This is a genomic window from Streptomyces sp. LZ34, from assembly GCF_053890475.1.
In genome coordinates, this window is the sequence record NZ_CM132680.1 from 6,088,491 (window position 1) to 6,111,272 (window position 22,782).

22 protein-coding genes and 1 pseudogene are annotated in these 22,782 nt (G+C 71.0%); 14 read left to right on the forward strand and 9 right to left on the reverse strand.

The window, feature by feature from the left end:
- Positions 1-223 precede the first annotated feature (223 nt).
- The 11 genes and pseudogenes from ACWY4P_RS24605 (at position 224) to ACWY4P_RS24655 (ending at position 7,092) form a co-directional block, all read left to right on the forward strand.
- Positions 224-637, forward strand: coding sequence for an ATP-binding protein (locus tag ACWY4P_RS24605; protein WP_456212689.1), 414 nt, complete (start codon positions 224-226; stop codon positions 635-637).
- 95 nt (positions 638-732) lie between these two features.
- On the forward strand, positions 733-993 hold the full coding sequence (gene tgmA, locus ACWY4P_RS24610; RefSeq protein ID WP_456212690.1) for a putative ATP-grasp-modified RiPP: 261 nt from the start codon (positions 733-735) through the stop codon (positions 991-993).
- 3 nt (positions 994-996) lie between these two features.
- Positions 997-1,962 carry an ATP-grasp ribosomal peptide maturase gene (tgmB, locus tag ACWY4P_RS24615; RefSeq protein WP_456212691.1) on the forward strand — a complete coding sequence of 322 codons (966 nt, stop codon included), beginning with the start codon at positions 997-999 and terminating at the stop codon, positions 1,960-1,962.
- Entirely contained in the window at positions 1,959-3,161 is a 1,203-nt protein-coding gene (gene tgmC / locus ACWY4P_RS24620; RefSeq protein ID WP_456212692.1) for an ATP-grasp peptide maturase system methyltransferase, read from the forward strand. The genes tgmB and tgmC overlap by 4 nt, the downstream gene beginning before the upstream one ends.
- Positions 3,162-3,331: 170 nt before the next feature.
- Positions 3,332-3,703: a DUF4267 domain-containing protein gene (locus tag ACWY4P_RS24625; RefSeq protein WP_456212693.1), complete on the forward strand. Its 372-nt coding sequence runs from the start codon at positions 3,332-3,334 to the stop codon at positions 3,701-3,703.
- 56 nt (positions 3,704-3,759) lie between these two features.
- Positions 3,760-4,254 carry a cupin domain-containing protein gene (locus ACWY4P_RS24630; RefSeq protein ID WP_456212694.1) on the forward strand — a complete coding sequence of 165 codons (495 nt, stop codon included), beginning with the start codon at positions 3,760-3,762 and terminating at the stop codon, positions 4,252-4,254.
- A 58-nt stretch (positions 4,255-4,312) separates the two neighbouring features.
- Positions 4,313-4,897: pseudogene (locus tag ACWY4P_RS24635) on the forward strand (DinB family protein); the annotation flags it as partial.
- Between the two features lie 21 nt (positions 4,898-4,918).
- Positions 4,919-5,395: a GNAT family N-acetyltransferase gene (locus tag ACWY4P_RS24640; RefSeq protein WP_456213042.1), complete on the forward strand. Its 477-nt coding sequence runs from the start codon at positions 4,919-4,921 to the stop codon at positions 5,393-5,395.
- 44 nt (positions 5,396-5,439) lie between these two features.
- The gene (locus tag ACWY4P_RS24645; RefSeq protein WP_456212695.1) at positions 5,440-5,754 is read left to right on the forward strand and encodes a MazG-like family protein; all 315 of its coding nucleotides are present in this window, start codon (positions 5,440-5,442) and stop codon (positions 5,752-5,754) included.
- Between the two features lie 197 nt (positions 5,755-5,951).
- Positions 5,952-6,683, forward strand: coding sequence for an SLATT domain-containing protein (locus ACWY4P_RS24650; RefSeq protein WP_456212696.1), 732 nt, complete (start codon positions 5,952-5,954; stop codon positions 6,681-6,683).
- A gap of 73 nt (positions 6,684-6,756) precedes the next feature.
- Positions 6,757-7,092, forward strand: coding sequence for a DUF6247 family protein (locus tag ACWY4P_RS24655; protein ID WP_456212697.1), 336 nt, complete (start codon positions 6,757-6,759; stop codon positions 7,090-7,092).
- Positions 7,093-7,455: 363 nt separating this feature from the next.
- Here the strand turns inward: ACWY4P_RS24655 and ACWY4P_RS24660 are convergent, their stop codons facing one another.
- Complete coding sequence (locus tag ACWY4P_RS24660; RefSeq protein WP_456212698.1) at positions 7,456-7,989, reverse strand: hypothetical protein; 534 nt, start codon at positions 7,987-7,989, stop codon at positions 7,456-7,458.
- Positions 7,986-8,540, reverse strand: a complete 555-nt coding sequence (locus ACWY4P_RS24665) for a GNAT family N-acetyltransferase (protein ID WP_456212699.1) — start codon at positions 8,538-8,540, stop codon at positions 7,986-7,988. Before ACWY4P_RS24665 ends, ACWY4P_RS24660 begins: the two co-directional genes overlap by 4 nt.
- Positions 8,541-8,703: 163 nt before the next feature.
- Between ACWY4P_RS24665 and ACWY4P_RS24670 the strand changes: the two genes are divergently transcribed.
- Positions 8,704-9,708 (forward strand): pectate lyase family protein, encoded by a 1,005-nt coding sequence (locus ACWY4P_RS24670; protein WP_456212700.1) that lies wholly within the window; start codon positions 8,704-8,706, stop codon positions 9,706-9,708.
- 71 nt (positions 9,709-9,779) lie between these two features.
- Here ACWY4P_RS24670 and ACWY4P_RS24675 read toward each other — a convergent pair whose 3' ends face one another.
- From ACWY4P_RS24675 to ACWY4P_RS24700, 6 genes are all read right to left on the reverse strand, one after another.
- Positions 9,780-10,430, reverse strand: a complete 651-nt coding sequence (locus ACWY4P_RS24675; RefSeq protein ID WP_456212701.1) for a hypothetical protein — start codon at positions 10,428-10,430, stop codon at positions 9,780-9,782.
- Between the two features lie 82 nt (positions 10,431-10,512).
- The gene (locus ACWY4P_RS24680; protein WP_456212702.1) at positions 10,513-11,064 is read right to left on the reverse strand and encodes a hypothetical protein; all 552 of its coding nucleotides are present in this window, start codon (positions 11,062-11,064) and stop codon (positions 10,513-10,515) included.
- A gap of 5 nt (positions 11,065-11,069) precedes the next feature.
- Positions 11,070-11,687, reverse strand: a complete 618-nt coding sequence (locus ACWY4P_RS24685) for a SigE family RNA polymerase sigma factor (protein ID WP_456212703.1) — start codon at positions 11,685-11,687, stop codon at positions 11,070-11,072.
- Positions 11,688-11,698: 11 nt separating this feature from the next.
- A complete protein-coding gene (locus ACWY4P_RS24690) occupies positions 11,699-14,236 on the reverse strand; it encodes a glycosyltransferase (protein WP_456212704.1) in 2,538 nt (845 codons plus the stop codon).
- 116 nt (positions 14,237-14,352) lie between these two features.
- A complete protein-coding gene (locus ACWY4P_RS24695; protein WP_456212705.1) occupies positions 14,353-15,045 on the reverse strand; it encodes a GntR family transcriptional regulator in 693 nt (230 codons plus the stop codon).
- Positions 15,046-15,256: 211 nt separating this feature from the next.
- On the reverse strand, positions 15,257-16,642 hold the full coding sequence (locus tag ACWY4P_RS24700) for an aminotransferase class III-fold pyridoxal phosphate-dependent enzyme (protein WP_456212706.1): 1,386 nt from the start codon (positions 16,640-16,642) through the stop codon (positions 15,257-15,259).
- A gap of 219 nt (positions 16,643-16,861) precedes the next feature.
- Here ACWY4P_RS24700 and ACWY4P_RS24705 point away from each other — a divergent pair, with 219 nt between their 5' ends.
- Positions 16,862-19,501, forward strand: a complete 2,640-nt coding sequence (locus tag ACWY4P_RS24705) for a protein kinase domain-containing protein (protein WP_456212707.1) — start codon at positions 16,862-16,864, stop codon at positions 19,499-19,501.
- A gap of 61 nt (positions 19,502-19,562) precedes the next feature.
- Complete coding sequence (locus tag ACWY4P_RS24710) at positions 19,563-21,407, forward strand: protein kinase domain-containing protein (RefSeq protein WP_456212708.1); 1,845 nt, start codon at positions 19,563-19,565, stop codon at positions 21,405-21,407.
- A gap of 77 nt (positions 21,408-21,484) precedes the next feature.
- On the opposite strand, the gene ACWY4P_RS24715 is transcribed toward ACWY4P_RS24710, so the two are convergent.
- The gene (locus ACWY4P_RS24715) at positions 21,485-22,768 is read right to left on the reverse strand and encodes an adenylosuccinate synthase (protein WP_456212709.1); all 1,284 of its coding nucleotides are present in this window, start codon (positions 22,766-22,768) and stop codon (positions 21,485-21,487) included.
- Positions 22,769-22,782 lie beyond the last annotated feature (14 nt).

Genomic DNA, 22,782 nt, shown 5'->3' on the forward strand with positions numbered 1-22,782 from the left:
TTCCCCTCCATGGTGCGCCAGACGGCGACTTTGGTGCAGTTTGGCATGGCCTGGGTTCGCAAGTCGATAGAACACTCTTTCTTCTTTATGGAAACTGACCCTCCAAGCTTGCCGGTTGTATTGCGGCGGGGGCATTCTTCCTGCACGCCACGAGCAAACTCATGCCGCTGGAGCTGCCATGTCTGCGCCGTCGAACCCCCAACTCCCCACCCCCGGAGCGGCCATGAGCAGCGCCATAGCGTCCAGGACCGGCCATCCCTCCTACAGCCAAACCCTCCCCTGCGAACCCGAATCCGCCCGCCGCGCCCGCCTCCTCGTACGCACCGCCTGCGACACCTGGCATCTGCCCGACCTCGCCGACCCCGCCGCGCTGGTGATCTCGGAGCTGGTGAGCAACTCCGTGGAGCACAGCGGCAGTCGCGTCATGCGCGTGACCGTCTCCCGCCCCGCGCCCGACCGGATCCGACTGTCCGTCGTCGACCGGTCCCACGCGAAGCCAACGCAGCGCACGGCATCCGAGGACGACGAGCACGGCCGCGGCCTGGCCATCGTCGAGGCCGTATCCGACCGCTGGGGCACGGACCCGCTGCGGTGGGGCAAGCGGGTCCGGTCGGAGCTGCGCGCGGACGCGCAGTGATCTGCCCGCACGCTTCCGATGCACCCCAACGCGCCCTGCCACCGACCGCATGCCACCCGTCAACTGGGAACTGACCAGCGATAAGAAGGAGAAACATGAGCCAGCACACCGCGACGCCGTGGGGCCTGACCCGCATGGAGCCCTATCCGACGGTCATCAAGGTCACGGGCATGGCGATTGCCCTCGACCCGGAAACGCAGACCACCGTCTACGAGGACGCGAAAGGCCGTCGGCTGGAGATGGGCAAGCACGGCACGGGCACCGGGCAGGAAACCAAAACCCGAACGAGCCGGGGCGACGGCAACGGCCCGTCGAACGCCGACGAGGGCCACGCCCAGGAGTCGGACAAGGACTGACCGATGGCGACGCCTACCCGTCCGGTCGTCGTGCTCACCGAACTGGACGACCTGACCGCGGACCACGTCATCACCGAGTTGCACGGCCGGGGCGTCCCGGTCGTGCGGCTCGACCCCGGGCAACCGGACGCCGTGACGTTCTCCGCCTACGCCGGTGCCAGACGAACCTGGCATGGCGCGCTCACCACTTCCAGCCGCACACTGGGCCTGGGGCATGCCAGAGCCGTGTACTACCGGCGGCCGTCCCAGTACAACGTCCCAGCCGGCCTGGACACCCAACAGTGCGAGTTCGTCACCACGCAGGCCCGGCATGGCTTGGGCGGCCTCCTGACGGCCCTTCCCGACTGCCTGTACGTGAACCACCCACACCGCAACTGGGGGGCGGAGTACAAGCCACGCCAGATCTCCGTGGCCACGCAGGCGGGCTTGGACGTTCCCCTGACGCTGATCACGAACGATCCGAAAGCGGCCCGGGCCTTCGCCAAGGAGAACGGACCGATCGTCTACAAGCCACTGCGGTCCACGGAATACCGGGAGCACGGGCACCTTCGCACGATCTGGGTCCGGCAGGTCGGGGCCGACGAGATCGGCGACGGTGTGGCCGTCTGCCCGCATCTGTTCCAGCAGGTGGTCCCGAAGACGGCAGACGTCCGGGTGGCAGCCGTCGGACGGGAGCTGTTCGCGACCCGCATCACCATCGACGGCGATCACCTCGATTGGCGGCTGGACTACGACCGGATCGCGTTCGCTCCTGTCGACGTCCCGGGCCCGGTGCGGCGCGGCATCCACGCCTACATGGACTCCTTCGGCCTTGCCTTCGGCGCCTTCGACTTCGCGTTCGGTCGGGACGGCACGTGGCGGTTCCTGGAGTGCAATCCCAACGGGCAGTGGGCTTTCGTGGACGACGATACGACCACAGCCATCGCCTCGGCCCTCGCCGACATGCTGGAGAAGGGACACGCCACATGACCGACCCCGTCCCACCAAGCGTGGACGAACAGCACGCCGCACACCTGCGCGAAGTCTTGGCCGATCAGCTCGAAGAGGGTGGTGAGCTGCGGTCGCCCGCATGGCGGGCCGCCATCGCAGCTGTACCCCGGCACCTGTTCGTGCCCGCCTTCTTCCGGCGGGCCGACAGTCCCCGGGGCACGTTGTGGACGCCGGTCACCCCCGCGCTGGTCGGCGTGGACACCTGGCTGGCAGAGGTGTACTCGGACGAAACGCTGGTGACCCAGCTCGACGGCGGCACACATCCCGTGGACGTCGACGGCCCTATCCCGGGCGATCCCACCTCCTCTTCCACCTTGCCGGGCCTGGTGGTGCGCATGCTGGAGGACCTGGAGCCGCAGGAGGGTGATCGGGTGCTGGAGGTAGGCACCGGTACCGGCTACTCCACGGCTCTGATGTGCCACCGCCTGGGGAGCAGACAGATCACCTCCGTGGAGTACGACCCTTCCACCGCCGCCCGCGCCCGCGCGGCGATCACCGCCGCCCGGTACGAGCCGACGCTGAGCAACGGGGACGGGCTGCTCGGCCACCGGGACAACGCCCCTTACGACCGGCTGATCGCCACCTGCTCCGTGCGCACCGTCCCGCCGGAGTGGCTGCGGCAGGTCCGGCCCGGTGGGACGATTCTGACCACGGTCTCCGGCTGGCTGTACGGCTCCGGCCTGGCCCGGCTCACCATCGGCGCCGACGGCACCGCCGAGGGCGTCTTCCTGCCGGGCACCGTCTCCTTCATGATCGCTCGCCCGCAGGCGGCGCCACCTCTCAGCAATGTCTCCGGCCTCTTGAAGCAGCCCGCCGACGAGCGGCCTGCCCGCTTCGGCCCTGATGTGCTCAGCGAGTGGACGCCCCAATTCGTCGCACAGCTTGCCGCGCCGGGCGCGCAGTATCTCGGGATGAGCAGCGACGGCGGCCCCATGCTGGACCACGTGATCGACATGTCACGTGAGTCGTTCGCCACGCTACTGCCCGACGGCGAGGGCGGATTCAGCGTCCGTCAGGGCGGGCCGGTCCGTTTGTGGGATGCCGTTGAGAACGCCGTCGCGACATGGCAGCAGGCCGGATCACCCCCTCAGACCGCGTTCGGCCTGACCGTCACTCCGGACCGTCAGCTGGTGTGGCTCGGCGACCCCGACGGGCCCAGCTGGGCCCTGCCTACGTGAGCGGAACGGGTACCTTCGCCGGTCGGTCCGACCGGCGAACAAGCGGGCCTGAGCCGAACTGTGCGCGGAGGGCTAACGCGCACCCCTCGCTTCTAGCGGCGCTAGATTTCCTACCGGCGACCTGGTAGCGTCGACCATGTTCCTAGCGCCGCTAGCTCACGGAGGAAATCATGCTCACGCCCATCGCCTACGGACTGGCCGTCTTCCTTACCCTCTTCGTCGTCTTCATCGGCGCGCGGTTCCTGGTGAGCCCCCAGGCCGCCGCCGTCGGTTTCGGCGTGCCCGCCAAGGAGAACGGAGACGCCGCCTACCTGACGGTCAAGGGCCTGCGTGACGTGACCTCGGGCATCATCGGCCTGGCCTTGCTCGCCTTCGCGGACGCCCACGCCGTGGGCTGGTACATGCTGGCCGTCGCCCTCACCCCGCTCGGCGACACCCTCATCGTTCTGCGCAACGGCGGCACCAAGGCGGCGGCCTTCGGCATCCACTTCGCCACCGCCGTAGTCGTCCTCATCAGCGCCGCCCTCCTCTTCGCCGTCTGAACCTCAGAACGCACCGACCACCGTCCAGCGTCCAACACCCAAAGGGAGTTACGCAGATGTCTCTGATCGTGCCGGAATTCAACGAGTCCGTGATCGTCCGCTCCGCGGAGGCCGAGGTGATCGGCCAGGCCCCGACGACCATCAGGCTGCTGGCCGACAGCGGCTCGACCGGCGGTGCGCTGTCCACGCAGCGCGTCACGCTGACCGACGGCGCGGACGGCGCCAAGCCGCACCACCACGCCAACTCGGCCGAGCTGTTCTACCTGCTCGACGGCACCGCCCAACTGCTGTCCGGCGAACAGGTCGTGACCGCCGAACGCGGCGATCTCGTCATCGTCCCGCCCGGTCTCGCACACGCCTTCGCCGCCGCACCGGGGCACAACGCCGACATCCTCATCGTCATCACCCCCGGCGTCGAGCGGTTCGAGTACTTCCGCCACCTGGAGCGCATCGCCTACGGGAAGGTGCCGCCCGAAAGCCTGCTGGAGGTCCAGGAGCTCTACGACACCTACTTCCGGACCAGCACGACCTGGGACCATGCCAGATCCTGAGACCGCCGAGCCCGCCGCGGGGCACTCGTTGTCGGTGCCGGGTGCGAGACTGCGCGGCATGCCGGAATCGAATGCGAAGGCCCATCTTCACCACTACCTGCGCGCCGCCCGCGAAGCCCTGCTGTGGAAACTCGACGGGCTCTCGGAGTACGACATCCGCCGCCCGCTGACACCGACCGGTACCAACCTCCTGGGGCTGGTCAAACATGCCGCCGGTGTGGAGCTTGGGTACTTCGGCGACGTGTTCGGGCGGCCGTCCGACGAGCCGCAGCCCTGGCTGGCGGACGACGCCGAGCCCAACGTGGACATGTGGGCGACCGCCGACGAGTCACGCGAAGACATCGTCGAGTTGTACCGCCGCGCGTGGAAGCACGCGGACGCCACGATCGAGACGCTGCCGCTCGACGCGACCGGTCAGGTGCCCTGGTGGTCGGAGAAGAAGCGCGAGGTGACCCTGCACCAGATCCTCGTGCACGTGATCGCCGACCTCCAGCGGCATGCCGGGCACGCCGATATCGTCCGGGAGCTCATCGACGGGGCCGTCGGTTTGCGGGAGTCGAACGACAACATTCCGGAGGGCGACCGGTCGTGGTGGGAGGAGTACCGGGGCCGGCTGGAGCGTGTGGCCAAGGAAGCCGGCCGCGGCCGACAGGCGGAGGCTCTGATGCGCGTAACGCTGCGAGAAGTGAGCGATGGCGACCTCTCCGTCTTCTGGGCTCAGTCCAATGAGCCCGAGGCGATTCATATGGCGGCGTTCACTGCCGAGGACCCCTCGGATCGCGCCCGTTTCGACGCCCACTGGGCGCGGATCCGCCAGGACCCGGGGGTCGTTCTGCGCACCGTCGTAGGCGAGGGCGGTGCGGTCCTGGGGCACGCCGCCGTGTACGGCCCGCCCGAGGAGCGCGAGGTCACGTACTGGATCGGGCGGGAGTACTGGGGCCGTGGAGCGGCTACCGCCGCACTGCGCGAGCTGCTCGGCGCCGTACCGGAGCGCCCACTGCACGCCCGGGCTGCCGCGGACAACGGCGGCTCCATCCGGGTCCTGGAGAAGTGCGGATTCGTGGTGACCGGCAGGGAGCGCGGATTCGCGAACGCGCGGGGCGAGGAGATCGAAGAAGTGGTGTTCGCCTTGGCCGATTGAGGCGATCGCCGCAGAGCGCGCCGCGACAGGTACGTTCGCCGATCATGGAAGAGACCTGGGAAACCGTCCGTCGGCTCGTCGCCTGGCTGGACGCGGAGAGCCGCCCCATGGCACCGGAGGTCGCGCGGCTGCTGCGCGTACTGAAGATCAGCGAGGAGGCGGGGGAGGTGGCCGAGGCGGTGCACGGCGTCATGGGCGGCAATCCGCGCAAGGGCGCCAGCCACACCTGGGCGGACGTGGAGCGGGAGTTGTGCGACGTGATCCTGACCGCCATGGTCGCGCTGGCAAGCCTGACGCCGGACGCCCGGAAGCGGTTCGAGGAGCATGTGTCGTACGTCGCCGACCGGTCGCTGGGGTGAGGCCGCCGCCGTTCGGCCCTGGCACTCTTTCGGGTGAGGGCGCGGACGCTCCTATATCGGATGACGCACCTCGTACGGGCGGTTATCTTGCGATCTTGGCCGCGTGGCCAGCCGTTCGGCGGTAGGTAAGGTGGTTGCGCATCAGCCGCGCGCCAAGAGACGCAGCGAGTACATGCAGCGCAGAGGGAGTGCCACGGGTGAGTCAGCCGGAGATGCAGCCCGAGGGGCTTCCTCGGCAGGAAGGCGCGAAGAAGCAGGGGGACCTGCTCGGTCGGCCCTTCCCGCACGGCGACTGGGGCGAGCCCGCCGAACGCCTCGACGAGCTGTACCGGTGGGTTGAGGACGGCGCGCTTCAGGTCGCGGAGTGGTATCTCGCCGACCGGGTGTGGAAGCGGCGGACCGCGCGGGCGTTGCGCGTGGGGGCCGCGGTGCTGGGGGTCGTGGGGGCGTCGCTGCCGCTGCTGGATCTCAACGGGGTGCTGGACGACGGGGCGGCCTGGGGCTGCCTGGTGCTGCTGATCGCCGCCGCGTGCGTGGGGTGCGACCGGTTCTTCGGGCTGACGTCGGGGTGGATGCGGGACGTGGCGACGGCGCAGGCCGTGCAGCGGCGGCTGGAGACGCTGCAGTTCGACTGGGCATCGGAGAGCGTGCGCGAGGTGCTCGGCCCGACCGAGGGCACCGCGGCCGAGGCCGTGGAGCGCTGCCTTGCCGTGCTGCGCCGCTTCTGCGAGGACGTGTCGGAGCTCGTACGGACCGAGACCGCCGGCTGGATGGTGGACTTCGGCTCGGGCTCGGCGCCGCTGTTCACTCAGGCGCTGGTGGCCCAGGGCTCCCGCCCGGAGGGCGGAAGCCCCGCGAGCCGCTTCCCCCTGCCGCCGACCACCCGCCCCAACATGCCGCGCCAGCGCCCGCCGGAGCCACCCCGGTAGCGGAGGCGTTCGAGGTCACGATCAGATCGATATGGCAGCAGCCTGACCGCGCCGCTGAAGGAACCCGCCGCTCATGATCACCGCCGGCACCACAGAGCCCCCCATGCCCGAGAAGACGCCCAAGGCACTCCGCGCCGCCATCGCCCAGCACGCCCCGAAACTCCTCGTCGACTTCGAACGGCACTGGCGCCGGGACATCACGGACACCTACGACCTCGCCCCCGTCCCCGCCTTCATGGCCCGCTGGTGGGGCGAGTACGCGCTGGCCCGCAACCCCAGCCTTGAGGCCGAAGTTCACCGCCTGGAGGACGAGGCCGTCCAGGAACCCGACTATGCCCGCGCTAAAGCCATGATCGAAGATGCCGGACGACTCCGCCGCGAAGCTGCAAAGGCGGAACCCGGTCAGTGACAAGGCTTTCCGGGGCATCGACGCCGACCGCGACCTACCGGCCCGAATGAGCGTAGACCCCGTCCAGTCCACCCGCCCCAGCGGCGAACACGTCCTCTACTTCGACCACGGGCGCGTACTTCGACCACGGGCGCGGCTGGCTCCGGTACCACTTCGTGCCCCGCACCACCGACCCGCAGATCGTGATCGATGAGTGCCACTGGCAATAGGTCCGCATGGCCATGCCCTCGCCGACGGCCTTGGGTCTGGCGGCCGTCGCAACACCCCAGATGAAGGGGTGCAATGGACTTCGAGATCCGGGAGAACCGGGGCCCTCAGACTGTGCAGCGCATCACCGTCTGCGAACGGATTGGGCCCCTACCCTCAGCGTGGCCGCCGACGCTTGGTCCTGGCGCTCGCGCGCTCGCGGAGTATCGCCTGGTAGTACGCGGACCGGTCGTCGTCCGGGTCGATGTATTCGCAGATGTCCGCCGCCGTATCGGCGTCGTCCGCGCTGCCCGTGAGCCCGATCTGCCCGATCAGCCAGTAACCCTCCCGGGCTCTGAGCCGGCACTCGTCGCCGAGACGCGTCCGTCCCTGGGCCTGCTCGGTGGCGTGGGAGTCGCCGCTGACCAACTGGCTGAGCGCGTCCAGGAGGTGGCGCCGGGCCGGCGGGGACGGCTCGCCCGCCAGCGCGGCGAGGATCACGCCGATGGCGGGCACGGCCACCTCGAAGAGGTTCGAGCCGATCTCGAGGTGGTTGTCGAGGGTGTACCCGATCATGTCCTGCGGTGTCCTGGCGGTGAGGATCGCCTCGAACATCACGGGCACATGCTCCGCGGACTCACCACAGCCGCACCTCAGCGCCGCCCAGTCGTGGCGTGCCAGCTCGGCCCGCACCAGCTCGCTGACGCTCAACCGCGCACCGCCTGCCGGTGATCGTCGCGCCGGAGCCGGTAGACCACGCTCGGGCGCAGCGGCCCTTCGGGCACGGTCAGGTCGGCGAAGTCGTCGGCCGGGTCGCGGGTCATGCCGATGCGGCGCATCACCGCCTGCGAACGGAGGTTGGTGGCCGTCGTCACCGCGAGGATCTCGGTGAGGTCGACGGTTTCGAAGCCGTAGGCGACCGCGGCCAGGGCGGCCTCGGTGGCGTAGCCGTGTCCCCAGTGCGGACGGGCCAGCCGCCAGCCGACCTCCACCCCGGTGAACGGCATGTCCTCCTCCACCGGATCCAGCCCGGTGAAGCCGATGAACGCGCCGGTGGCCTTCACCTCCACCGCCCACCATCCCCAGCCCCGCTGGTCGAGGTCGGCTTGGAAGCGGGCCGCGGAGGCCTCGCTCCGCTCCCGGGTGAGGACGTCGGGGAAGTACTCGCGGACCTCAGGGTCGGCGTTCATGGCCGCCCATGGTCCGAGGTCGGAGTCCTGCCACCCGCGGAGCACCAGACGATCGGTTCGCAGCTCGGTCATCGCGCCAACCTACGGTGGCGCACCGGCGCAGGGCGATCGAATAAGTGCGTACAGACTGGCGGCCACTGGCGGCAACCTTTGGCGTGTTCGGGGCGACAATTCAGCGCCCTGTAGAAAGCGCTCACCCCAGCGCCGATCGCGAAAGCCCTGAAGGGAGCCCCTGATGTCCGAATTACCCCCGCCCCCGCCCCCGCTCAGCCGTCGGCGCCTGCTCACCGGCACCGCCGCCTCCGCGGCCCTGCTCGCGACCGGCGCGCCCGCCCGCGCCTGGGCCGCCGGGCCGGAGACCGCACGCGTCGCCGGCCCCGACGGCTACGCCGGGATCGACGCGCTCGGCCAGAACGGCACCACCGGCGGGGTGGGCGGGCCCGTCGTCACGGTCAGCGACGCCGACACGTTCCTGGACTACTGCGACCGCAACGAGCCGTACGTCATCCAGGTCTCGGGCACCATCCGCATCTCCAGCAAGCAGGGCGTCCGCTCGAACAAGACCATCGTCGGGCTCGGCAAGGGCGCGGAGATCACCGGCGGCGGTCTTGACATGTACCGCCGGCAGAACGTGATCATCCGCAATCTGCGGTTCACCGGTGCCGACGACGACGCCATCAGCATCCAGCAGTCCTCCCACCACATCTGGATCGACCACTGCGAGTTCTCCACGGGCGCCGACGGCCTCATCGACATCGTGCGCGGGGCGACGTACATCACCGTGTCGTGGAACCACTTCCACGACCACAGCAAGAACATGCTCCTCGGCCACTCCGACGCCAACGGCTCGCAGGACACCGGCACACTCCGGGTCAGCTTCCACCACAACTTCTTCGACGGCACCACCCAGCGCAACCCCCGTGTCCGCTTCGGCGAGCCGGTGCACGTCTACAACAACTACTTCCGGAACAACACCCTGTACGGCGTGGCCTCCACCATGGACGCCGGGGTGCTGGTGGAGGGCAACTACTTCGAGAACGTGCCCCATCCCATCTACTCCGGCTACGACGAGAGCGGGCCCGGCCGGGTGGTGGAGCGCAAGAACGTGTACGTGAACAGCGGCACGCCGCAGACCCTGGGCACCGTGCAGGAGCCGTCCACGTACTACGCGTACACCCTCGACAACCCGTCGAGCCTGCCCAGCACCGTCCCCGCCGGGGCCGGGGTCGGAAAGATCTAAAAAACCGGCAGATCACCTCCCCGTGCCGGTCCCACCCGGCGGGCGGGACCGGCACGGGGACAGGCTGGGGCCTAACTGAAGACGATCATCGAGCCCTGGCCCAGGCTGCGCGTCGTCGCCGCGTGCAGGCCCAGCCAGACATGGCGCTCACGGGCGAAGGGACTGTCCTCGTACGGAATCGGCGCCGCCGGCTCCTCCAGGGTGGTGGGGCGGGCCGGGGGCGCGGGGGCGGCGGGCGGGTTGGCGGGGTCGATGCCGAGGGCCGGGGCGACCGCCTCCAGCTCTCTCAGCAGGCCGTGGCTCGACCCCAGGGGGCCACCGCCTTCGAGGAGTTCATCGTTGGACAGCGGGTGTTCGAAGTCGACGGGGACGTACGCGCCGGCGTGGTCGTAGTGCCACACCAGGTGCGACTGCTGGGCCGTGGCCTCGAACATCTCCAGCAACTGTTCGTAGTCCCCGCCGAGTTCGTCCACCGGCGTGACGGCCAGCCCGCAGACCTGTAGCAGATAGGCGCGGCGCAGGAAGTGCAGCGCGTCGTAGTCGAAGGCCGCGACCGGGGCGACGTCCCCGGACAGGCCCGGCATATAGCCGAAGACGGGCACGGGCGGCAGTCCGGCTTCACCGAGCGCCTTGTCGTACGCCGCGATCTCCTCCGCGAAGGGGTTGTCGGGGCTGTGACACAGCACATCGACGAGGGGGACCAGCCAGAGGTCACATGCCACGCGATCTCACTCTCGTTATCCGTACGGTCGGTGGTCGGCCCAGGGTAATGCTCCCCGTACGCGGCGCGAAGATGCCTGTACGTCATGAGGGCGTGACGGTGGTGGATGTCGTCCCGGACGTGCTCGCCGGTGACGTGAACGTGCCCCTCGACGTGCCCGGCAGCGTGGCTGTCGGCATGCCCGTCGGCGCGCTCGGCGATCCGCTCGGCGACCCGCTCGGCGACCCGGTGGTCGGCGTGCTGGGCGAGTTGCTCGGCGAGTTGCTCGGCGACGATGGAGACAGCCCCGTCGGGCCGGCCTCCCCGGACGAGGTCCCGGTGGGCTTGGTGGGCGACGACGTCGGCGTCGGGGTCGCCTCCGCGCCCGTCGGCGTCACAGTGCGGGTCGGGCCCGGTCCTGCGGGCGGGGCACCACGGCCGGGCAGCACGCGTACGGCCAGGGCCAGCGCCACCGCCACCAGCGCCACGACCAGCCCCGCGGCCACGGGCAGCGCCGCCCGGCGCGCCCGTACCCGCCGCCGGCCCCGCCGTACGGCCCGGGCCACGTCCACCCCCGGTGCCCCGGGGCCGGGTTCCAGCCCGCGCAGCGGGGAGAGCAGCCGCGCCGCCTCCCGTTCCAGCTCGTCGTCCCGCATGGTGGCTACTCCTTCCCCATGGCCTTGTCCACAGATGGCATCGAAGCGATCGGCTGACCGTCGAGTTGCGCGCGCAGCCGGGCGAGGCCCCGCGCGGTCTGGCTCTTCACGTTCCCCTCGGAACAGCCGAGGACCGCGGCCACCTCGGCCACCGGCAGATCGCACAGAAAGCGCAGCACCAGCACGGCGCGCTGGCGCGCCGGGATGCGCGAGAGCGCGGTGTGCACGACCGTGCGCGTCTCGATGTCCGGCACGCCCGCGACCGGCGGCAGCCCCGGCGTCTCGTGCGGGGCGCCCGAAAGGCGGACGACCCGGGCCCAGCCGAGGCGCTGCTCGTTGAGGAAGCACCGGACGAGGATCGTGTGGACGTAGCGGTCCAGGTCGTCGGCGGCGCGGGCGCGGCGCCAGTGGACGTACAGCTTGGTCAGCGCGGCCTGGACGACGTCGTCGGCGCGGTGCTGGTCCTTGCAGAGCAGATGCGCGATGCGGCGGAGCGCGGGCAGCCTCGCGGAGACGTACGCGGTGTACGCCCGCTCGGCCTCCGCCCGGTCACCGGCCGACCGGTCCTCGGCCGCCCGGTCCTCGGCCAGGGAGCCCGGTGCCGGGTGCACCGCCCCGTGCACCGCCCTTCTCCTCACGTTCCTCCGTGCACCTCCCACACCCATACGCCCCCGATCCACTCGCCCTGCCACCCCAGCAGCCGCTCCAAGGTGACACGCAGCGCCTTGTCCCCCGGTTGCGGGGCGAGCACGACCGCGCCCGCACGCCAGAAATCGAGGTCCGCACGGACGGCGCGGCGCTGCTTCTGGCCGATGTCGGGGACCCGTCCGGTGCGGCGGACCTCGGCGAGGAGGGCGGAGGTGTAGCGGTACCGCGGGCCGTAGATGCCCCTCCGGTCGGGGCCGTCGGGGCCGTTGAAGTAGCCGCCGGGGAGCGGAAAGCCGAGGTCCGCGGCGGTCTGCCAGTGCAGGGCCTCGGCGTTTCCGGGGCTGGGCAGCGGCACGGGGACGAGGGAGCGGCCCTTGGGGACGTGCGCGCGCCAGGTGCCGTCGGCGATGAAGGACGGGACAGGGGCGCGGTCGGCGGTGGTGAACGGCGTGGGCGCGATGGGCAGCAGGGCGGCGGTCACGGCGGCCCATCCGGCGATCCGCAGCGCCCGGCCCCTGCCATCCGGCTCACCGGCCCCGAATGCCTTGGAGGCGCACAGCCGGTCACAGGCCAGGGCCAGCAGGATGCCGAGCGCGGGCACCGCCGCCATCGCCACCCGCGACTCGATGACCGACTCGAACAGCGGCCGATCGGCGAGCGCCCGCCACGGCCCCGGCAGGACGATCCCCGTCCAGGGCACGGGGATCGTGCGCCCGAGGGAGAGCACCGACGCCGCGAACGCCGCCCACCCGAGCGCCCGCACCCGCGGATCCCGCCACAGCCACACCACCACGACGGCGGTCAGGGCGAGCAGCGGCCAGCCGAAGAAGGCGTTCTGCTCGGTGCGGTTGGCGGCCAGCGCGTCGGCGGTGGCCTCGTCCCCGGCCAGCGAGCGGCCCGCGAACTCCATGAACGCGCGCGGTGAGTTGCCGACCGGGCCGTGCAGCACGCTGTGGTAGCTCTGGGCGCCGAAGAACTGCCACAGCAGCGGATAGGCGAGCAGCGGCACGCACACCGCGGCGGCGACGGCCAGCCCCCTGGCCAGCGGGCGCAGCGCCGCGCGCGCCTCGGCCGGGCGTACGGCCGCGTAGCCGACCGCGAAGAAGGCGAGGCCGAGGGCGGCGAGCAGCAGCGCCTCCTCGCCGAGGAAGACCTGATAGGTGAGGAAGAGACCGAGGACCACCCCGTCGCGCCTGACGCGGGTGCCCTCGCACAGCCGCAGCAGCCGGTCGATGATCAGCGGCATCATGAACAGCACCGCGAAGTTGGGGTGCGCGTTGGCATGGGAGATCATCGGCGGGGCGAAGGCGCACAGGGCGCCGCCGAGCGCGGCGGCCCGGCGCGCGCGGACGAACCGCTTGCGCAGCAGCCAGTACCAGGCGCCCGCGGTCCCGGCCAGCCCGCAGGTGAGCACCAGCACCCAGGTCGCCGCCGGGCCGAAGAGCGCGGTGACGGGCGCGAGCGGGACGGCGAGGCCGAGCATGGCGGTGTTGGCCATCAGGTTCACCCCGAGCGGGGTGTTCTGGAGCGTGGTGAAGAACGGATCGCCGAGCCCGGATACCCCGAGAACCTTGTCGGCGGTGACCGCGAAGAACCACTCCCACTGGTTCTGGTCCTGCCCGCTGTCGACGAGATAGCGGTGGCCGACGTCCGCCCACAGCCCCTTGTAGAGCAGCACCGACAGCAGCAGATAGGCGAGGAGGACGGCCCGGTCGCCGGGGCGCAGCCGCTCCCGTACGCCCCGCCGCCACAGGCGCAGCAGCTCCAGGAGCACCCGGCCGTAGTCCAACGGACGGATCTTGGAGCCCTCCTGGTGCGCCCAGCGCACCGGCACCTCGGCGACCGGCCAGTCCGCGCGGCGGAAGGTGCGCAGGATCTCCACGTCGATGCCCCAGCCGTCGAGCCGTGACCGCCCGAAGGCCGCACGCGCCCGGTCGCCGTCGAAGAGCTTGAAGCCGCACTGGGTGTCGCCGACGCCGGGCAGGGCGACCGCCCGTATCACGCGGTTGCCCGCCCGGCCCGCCAGCCGCCGCAGCGGGTGCTGGTCCACCTCGATCAGCGCGTCGGGGTGCGCCCGGGAGCCGATCGCCGCGGCGAAGCCCGCGTCGAGCCGGTCGTGCAGCGCCGCCAACTCCTCGATCGGGGTGGCGAGGTCGGCGTCGGTCACCAGCACCCGGCGCCCGCGCGAGGCGAGCACGCCCAGGCGCAGCGCGTGGCCCTTGCCGTGGTTGCGCGCGACCGCGACGGAAGCGGGGGGCGGCGCCAGCAGCCGGATGCGCGGCTCGGCCGCTGCCGCGTCGCGGACGACGGCCGCGGTGGCGTCGCTCGACCCGTCGTCGACGACGATCAGCTCCCACTCGGCGTGGCGGCCGGGCGAGGAGCGCAGATAGCGGCAGATCGCGTCGAGGGTCCGGGGCAGCCGGTGCTCCTCGTTGTACGCGGGCACGACGACGGTCAGATCAACGGTGCCGGTGCCGGTCGCGGGCCGGGGGGCCAGGGAGCGGGCGGGCGGAGTGTGCAGCACATGAGGGTGACCACCTCGGACCCCCGGCAGGTTGTGTGTCCTACATCACACCTGCGCTCACAGCCGCGCTCACGCCTGCGTTCACGGCTGCGTTCACGGCTGCGTTGGGCGGCGGCTCAGCACTTCTCGTGTCCGGTGACCAGTCGCTCGATCAGGGCGAGAAAGTGCGTGTTGTACGCGGCTATCAGACGCTCGGAGGCCTCGGCGTCGCCGCGTGTGACGGCCGCCGTCAGCTCGCCGTGCCCGGCCCACAGCTCGCCGCGCAGATCCGGCACGCGGCGCAGATACGGCACGGTGAAGACCCAGGTCTGCACCCGCAGCCGCTGGAGGAAGTCGAGTATGTACGGGTTGCCGACGAGCCCGCAGATCTCGCGCCAGAAGCGCAGGTCGTAGCCGATGAGTATGTCGAGGTCGCCGGAGCGCGAGGCGCGCTCGGCCGCCTCGGCGCGGCGCCGCACCGAGGCCAGGGCCTGCGAGGTCATGGTGCGCCGGGTCTCCTCGACGGAGTGCCGGAAGAGGCCCTCGACCACCATGGCGCGGGCGTTGACCATGTGCTGGAAGTCCTCGAACGTGAACTCGTGCACCCTGAAACCGCGGTGTTCCTCGACGTCCAGCAGCCCCTGCGCGCACAGGTCCAGCAGGGCTTCGCGGACGGGGGTGGCCGAGACCCCGTACTGGTCGGCCATCTCCTTGACCGTGAACTGCTGTCCGGCCGGAAGCCGGCCCGCGAGCACCTCGTCACACAGCGCCTCGGCGATCTGCTGTCGCAGGGTGTTGCGCTTCACCGGGCTGGTGCCGGGCACGGGCATCGAGGACCGTCTCCTTCCGCGGCCGTCGTGTCGTACGGATGCGGACGGCCCTCGCATCACGATATGCGAGGGCCGTTGCGCGAAGTACGCGAAGAGTGCGCGGGTGAAGTGGTCTACACCGTTATTTGATCTCTTTCTGAGCCTACGGCCGGCTGAAATGACGCGGAAATACGCGATGGCGTCGGGCGGGCTGCCCCCAGGCGGGCTGCCCTCAGGCGGCGGTGTGGGCGTCGGCCACGGACAGGGCCTCGTCCAGGATCGCCAGCCCCTCCTTGGCCTCGGCCTCGGTGACGGTGCACGGCGGGACCACATGCGTGCGGTTCATGTTCACGAAGGGCCACAGGCCGCCGCGCTTGCAGGCCGCCGCGAAGTCGGCCATGGGCTGATTGGCCGGGCCGCTCGCGTTGTACGGGGTCAGGGGCTCGCGGGTCTCCTTGTTCTTGACGAGTTCGAGCGCCCAGAACACGCCCAGGCCACGGACCTCGCCCACGCAGGCGTGGCGCCCGGCGAGCTCGCGCAGCCCCGGGCCGATGACCTTCTCCCCGATCTCGGCGGCGTTCTCCACGATGCCCTCCTCCGCCATCGCGTTGATCGTGGCGACGGCGGAGGCGCAGGCGAGCGGGTGGCCGGAGTAGGTGAGGCCGCCGGGGTAGGGCCGCTGGTCGAAGTCCGCGGCGATGGCGGCGCTGATCGCGACCCCGCCGAGCGGGACATAGCCGGAGTTGACGCCCTTGGCGAAGGTCAGCAGGTCCGGGGTGACGCCGAAGTGGTCGGCGGCGAACCAGCGGCCGGTGCGGCCGAAGCCCGCCATGACCTCGTCGAGGATGAAGACGATGCCGTAACGGTCGCAGATCTCGCGGACCCCGGCCAGATAGCCGGGCGGCGGCACCATGATCCCCGCGGTGCCGGGGATGGTCTCCAGGATGATCGCGGCGATGGACTGCGGGCCCTCGAAGGCGATGGTCTCCTCCAGGTGCGCGAGCGCGCGCTCGCACTCCTGCCGCTCGTCGGCGGAGTGGAAGGGCGAGCGGTAGAGGAACGGCCCCCAGAAGTGGACGACGCCGGCCGAGGCGGTGTCCGAGGCCCAGCGGCGCGGGTCGCCGGTCAGGTTGATCGCGGCGGCGGTGGCGCCGTGGTACGAGCGGTAGGTGGAGAGCACCTTGGTGCGGCCGGTGTGCAGCCGGGCCATGCGGACGGCGTTCTCGACGGCCTCGGCGCCGCCGTTGGTGAAGAAGATCTTGTCCAGGTCGCCGGGCGTGCGCTCGGCGACCAGCCGCGCCGCCTCCGACCGCACGTCCACGGCGAAGCCCGGCGCGAAGGTGCACAGCTTGGCGGCCTGCTCCTGGATGGCGGCGACGACCTTGGGGTGCTGGTGGCCGATGTTGGTGTTGACCAGCTGGCAGGAGAAGTCGAGGTAGCGGTTTCCGTCGTAGTCCCAGAAGTACGAGCCCTCGGCGCCCGCGACGGCGAGGGGGTCGATGAGCCCCTGGGCGGACCACGAGTGGAAGACGTGGGCCCGGTCCACCGCCTTGACGGCGGCACCGGTGGCAGGGTCAGGTGTGGGGGGCGGGGCGGAGTGCGCGGGCTGTGCGGACACGTTCGCTACCTCGGATCGCTCGCGGGTCTGTCGGGCCCAGCGTACGGACCGGGGGGCGGGCGCGGCGCCGAGGCGCCGCGGGAGAATCGGTACGGACAGATATCGACACGGACAGATACGGAACCGGTAACAGATCCCACGCGTCGTCCACTTCGCTCTCAGCCCCCTTTATTCTCTGGCGAGGGGCTGATCAGGGGATCCAGGGAAGGACAGCGACGCATGGAAGACCTGGGGGCCGAGGACCCTCGTTGGATCGGCGAGTACCGGTTGATCCGTCGGCTGGGAGCGGGCGGTATGGGACGGGTGTTCCTGGCCTACTCGCCACGCGGCCGTACGGTCGCGGTCAAACTCGTACAGACCGAACTCGCGCAACAGGCCGAATTCCGGCGTCGCTTCAAACAGGAAGTGCGGGCCGCGCAGCGGGTCGGGGGTGAGTGGACCGCGCCCGTGCTCGACGCGGACACCGAGGCCGCCACGCCTTGGGTCGCCACCGGCTATATCGCCGGGCCGTCACTGCACTCGATCGTGTCCGAATCGGGTCCCCTGCCCGAACGGTCGGTGCGCATCCTGGGCAACGGTCTGGCCAAGGCGCTCCAGGCCATCCACGGTGTCAACCTGATCCACCGCGACCTGAAGCCCTCCAACGTTTTGATCACGATCGACGGGCCCCGAGTCATCGACTTCGGCATCGCGCGCGCCCTGGAGACCGTCACCGACGGCATCCTCACGCGCAGCGGCGCCGTGGTCGGCTCGCCGGGCTTCATGTCGCCCGAGCAGGTGCGCGGCGAACGGGTCAGCCCGGCCAGCGACATCTTCTGCCTCGGGTCGGTGCTCGCGTTCGCGTCCATCGGCCGCCAGCCGTTCGGCACCACCGACAGCGGGGTGCACGCGGTGATGTACCGCATCGCGCAGGAGGAGCCCGACCTCCAGGGGCTGCCCGAGGGGCTGCGGGAACTGGTCACCGACTGCCTGCGGAAGGACCCGGCCGACCGGCCGACCCTGGAGCAGCTGCTGGCGCGTACGGCCGAACCCGAAAACCCGGACGGCGCCGACGTCGCGGACGGCGCCGACGAGCCCTGGCTGCCCGGCAGCCTCGTCGCTCAGCTCGGCCGGCACGCCGTACAACTCCTGGACGCGGAGACCCCGGCCACGCCGCTGGCGGCCGGCGTGCCCGCGCCGCCGTCCACGCCGCCGGTCGGTCCGCCCGCGTTCCCGCCGGCCAAGCCGACCGTCCCGGCTCCCCCGACCACGCCGCCGACGGCCACGTCCTACCCGCTGGCGCCCGCGGAGCCGCCGACGCCCCCGCCACCGACCAACCCGCCGCCGCAGGCGGCCCCGGCCACTCCCCCCGCCACTCCTCCGGCCGCTCTCCCGGCCGTTCCTCCCGTCGTCCCCGCCGCGCCGCCGGTCGCGCCCGCCGCCGCGGCCCAGCAGGCGCCGCAGCCGACACCGCAGCCGCCCGCCACCCCGCCGCAGGCCACCACCCCGCCGCAGGCCGCTGCCGCGCCCGGGGGCGAGGCCGAGACGCCTGCCGCGGGCGCGGTGCCCGAGCCGCGGGCGGAGAACGCCACCGCCGCGCAGGCCCCGGAACCCGCCGAGCCGGCGCAGACCGCGGGTCCGGACGCGACACCGCCGGACGCGACACCGCCGGACGCGGAACCGCCGGGCGCGGAACCGGCGCCCACGCCCCCGCAGTCGTTCGGGCCCCCGCAGTCGTTCGGGCCGCCGGAGGTCACCTCCTTCGACGCCACGCCCAACACGCCCCCCGCGGGCCTCGGCTCCGTCGGCCTGGGCGGGCCGGGCGGACCAAGCGGACCCGGTGGGCCGGGCGGACCGGGCGGGCTTGGTGGCCCCGGCGGCCCCGGTGGCCCCGGTGGGCCGTTCGGGCCCGCACCCACGCCCACACCCCCGCCCGCGAAGCGCAGCAGGCGCAAGCCGGTCATCATCGTCTCCGCCGTCGTCGCGACCCTGGTCGTCGCGGGCGCGGCCGCCTTCGCCTACGTCGCCTCCAACGACGACAAGGACAAGGACAAGCCGGACTACAGCAAGATGACCAACACGCCCCCGTCCAAGTCCTCGGCCTCGGACGCGGCATCACCGTCCACCGACGACTCGCCCTCGCCCGATCCGTCCTCCTCGACGTCCCTGGGCTCCAGCGGCGATGTCCCCGACGAGTACCTGGGCGCCTGGGAAGGCGAGATCATGGAGAGCGGCTCGGCCACCGGGAAGATCCGGCGCGTCGTCATCTCCCAGGGCGCGATCGGCTCGAAGACCATCGAAACCTTCACCGCCGCCTCCGACTCCTTCTGCGCGAGCAAGGCGACCCTCAAGGAAGTGAAGAGCCTTCTGGTCGTCGAGGACGAGGAGGTGAACACCAGCATCCCCTCGGACAGTTGCAGCGCCGTCGGGGAACAGACCCTGAAGCTCGGCAACAACGGCTCCATCGCCTGGAACAACTCGGACGGCTCCGCCTCGGCCACGCTGCGCCCCTCGAAGCCCGGCGACAAGCCGATCCCCGACAAGTACCTGGGCACCTGGCTGGCCAAGGACGCGTTCGGGGAGTCCGGCGCCACCCTGAAGATCACCATCAAGCAGGGCGCGATCGGTTCGGAGGTCACCCAGGACATCGGGGAGAGCGACAGGTACCAGTGCGAGACCAAGCGGACCCTGGTCTCGGTCGAGAAGGGTCTGGTCCTGAGCCCTGGCGAGATCGTCGACGAAACTCCGGCGGACTCCTGCCCGACGAGCCACATGCTCACCTTCACCGCCGACGGGTCTGACAAACTCCGTGTGGAATACGACGATCCGAACGACTACAGCGATGAGACCGAGACGCAGACGTTCACCCGCGTAGGCTGATCGCCCGTCAGTCGATCGCCCGTCGTCGACCGAGCGCACACGGACAGGAGCCGTACGGCATATGGAGAACCTCGGGGCCCAGGACCCGCGGTGGATAGGCGAGTACCGGCTGCTCGGCAGACTGGGCGAGGGCGGAATGGGCAGGGTCTACCTGGCCCGTTCCGCCCGCGGTCGCACTGTCGCCGTGAAGCTTGTGAAGGCCGAGCTCGCCCGGCACGCCGACTTCCGCAGGCGCTTCCAGCGTGAGGTCGCGGCCGCGAGACGGGTCGGCGGACAGTGGACCGCGGCCGTCCTGGACGCCGACACCGAGGCCGAGGTGCCCTGGGTGGCCACCGGCTACATCGGCGGCCCGTCCCTGCACGACGTCGTCGCCGAGCAGTTCGGGGCGCTGCCCGAGGACTCCGTACGGACCCTCGCGCACGGGCTGGCCCTCGCGCTCCGCGACATCCACGGCGCCGGGCTGATCCACCGCGATCTGAAGCCCTCCAACATCCTCATCACCATCGACGGGCCGCGCGTCATCGACTTCGGCATCGCGCGGGCCCTGGAGACCGTCACCGGCGTGGGCACCGGTCTGACGATGGCGGGCGCGGTCGTCGGCTCGCCCGGCTTCATGTCGCCCGAGCAGGTGCGCGGCGAGGCCGTGACCACCGCGAGCGATGTGTTCTGTCTCGGATCGGTGCTGGCGTTCGCCGCCATCGGCCGTCAGCCGTTCGGCAACGTGACCAGCGGGGTGCACGCCCTGCTGTACCGGATAGCCCAGGAGGAGCCCGACCTCGTGGGCCTGCCGGAGGGGCTGCTCGAGCTGATCACCGGCTGTCTGCACAAGGACCCGGCCGTCCGGCTCTCGGTCGAGGACGTGGTGGCGCGTACGGCCCCGGCGGCGAACGCGGCCACCACCGGCCCCTGGCTGCCGGGCGAACTGCTCGCCAAGCTCGGGCGGGACGCGCTACAGCTGCTGGAGATGGAGTCGGACTCAGATTCAGACTCCGACACCGCCACCGCCACCCTGCGGTCCACCGGGCCCATCAGCCCCGTGGGGGTCGCGGCGCCCGGCGGGCCCGGCACGCCGAGTGCATACGCGACACCCCCGGGGCCCGCCACACCCGGAACGCCCGGGGCACCGGTCGCCGCCTTCCACGCTTCCGCGGCCCAGCCCGCGTACCCGATGGCCGGCGGGACCGGGCAGCCCTGGGCGGACGCCCATCACGGGTTCCCGGGCCGCATCTCCTCCCCGCCCGCCCGGAACCTGCGGATCCCGCGCAGCCTCGGCACCACCCTGATGTGGCTGTTCGGCGCCTTCGCGCTGCTGTCCGTCGCCCACCTGGGGCTGAACGGCACGCTGTTCGGCGCGTACGAGGAGTATCTGAGCAACAACGGTGGCAGGGAGGCGATCAGCAACGCCAGGGACTCCCTGCAGATCTTCGAGGTCTTCACCGGGCTGCTGGAGATCTCGCTCATCGTGCTGTTCCCGGTGTGGTTCCGGCGCGTGTACTTGAACGCCACCTTTCTCGCGCCCGGCCGCCAGCGGTACGACGGCGGCCTCGCGGCCGGCTCGTGGTTCATCCCGGTCGCCCAGCTGTGGCTGCCCAAGCAGATCGCCAACGACATCTGGACCTCCAGCGCTCCCCCGGGCACCCGGCCCGCCTCCCGCGCGGTGCTGCACTGGTGGTGGGCGCTGTGCGTGACGATGTTCTTCATCGTCATCGCCCAGACGCTGCTGGAGGCCTTCGCCGCTTCGGACCAGGACGAGCAGGCGGCCGTCGGCCTGGCCATCTTCGACGATCTGGTCGCGATCCCCGCGGCCGTGCTCGCGATGATCGTGGTGACCCGGATCAGCAAGATGCAGCAGCCCCAGCGCTGGCAGCCGGAAGGAGGGGCCTTCGGGCCTCCCGCGATGCGCTAGGAGGCCCTTCGGCCGCGACTCGGAGATTCAGCCGTGCCTCGCTCGGAGACTCGGTCGGAACTCGGAGGCTCAGAGACTCACAGGAACGAGTTGATCTGGATCGTCTCGTCGCGGCCCGGCCCGACGCCGATCGCCGAGATGGGCGCGCCCGACATCTCCTCCAGCGCCTGAACGTACTTCTGCGCGTTCTTCGGCAGCTGGTCGAAGGACTTGGCCTGGGTGATGTCCTCCGACCACCCCGGCAGCGTCTCGTAGATCGGCTTCGCGTGGTGGAAGTCCGTCTGGCTGTACGGCAGCTCGTCGACCCGCTTGCCGTCGATCTCGTACGCGACGCACACCGGGATCCGCTCCCAGCCGGTCAGCACGTCCAGCTTGGTGAGGAAGAAGTCGGTCAGGCCGTTGACCCGGGTCGCATAGCGCGCGATGACCGCGTCGAACCAGCCGCAGCGCCGGTCGCGGCCGGTCGTCACGCCCCGCTCGCCGCCGATGGTGCGCAGCTTGTCGCCGTCCTCGTCGAGGAGCTCGGTCGGGAACGGGCCCGCGCCCACGCGCGTGGTGTAGGCCTTCAGGATCCCGATCACCCGGTTGATCTTCGTCGGGCCGACCCCGGTCCCCGTGCAGGCACCGCCCGCGGTGGGGTTCGAGGAGGTGACGAAGGGGTACGTGCCGTGATCGACGTCGAGCAGCGTGCCCTGGCCGCCCTCGAAGAGGACGACCTTGCCCTCGTCGATGGCGTCGTTCAGGATCAGCGTGGTGTCCACGACAAAGCCGCGGAGCTGGTCCGCGTAGCCGAGCAGCTCCTCGACGACCTGCTCGATGGCGATGGCGCGCCGGTTGTAGAGCTTGGCGAGGACCTGGTTCTTGAAGTCGAGGGCCGCCTCGACCTTCTGCCGCAGGATCGACTCGTCGAAGATGTCCTGCACCCGGATGCCGACACGGTTGATCTTGTCGGCATAGGCCGGGCCGATGCCCCGACCGGTGGTGCCGATCTTCCGCTTTCCGAGGAAGCGTTCCGTCACCTTGTCGAGGGTGGTGTGATACGGAGTGATCAGATGCGCGTTACCGCTGATCAGCAGCTTGGACGTGTCGATGCCGCGCGCGTTCAGCCCGCTCAGCTCGGAGAGCAGGACCGCAGGGTCCACAACGACGCCGTTGCCGATGACCGGGGTGCATCCCGGGGAGAGGATTCCGGAAGGGAGGAGGTGAAGCGCGTACTTCTGGTCGCCGACGACGACCGTGTGGCCGGCGTTGTTGCCGCCCTGGTAGCGCACCACGTAGTCCACCGAGCCACCGAGCAGGTCGGTGGCCTTTCCCTTGCCTTCATCACCCCACTGAGCACCGAGCAGCACAAGTGCGGGCACAGGCGTACACCCCT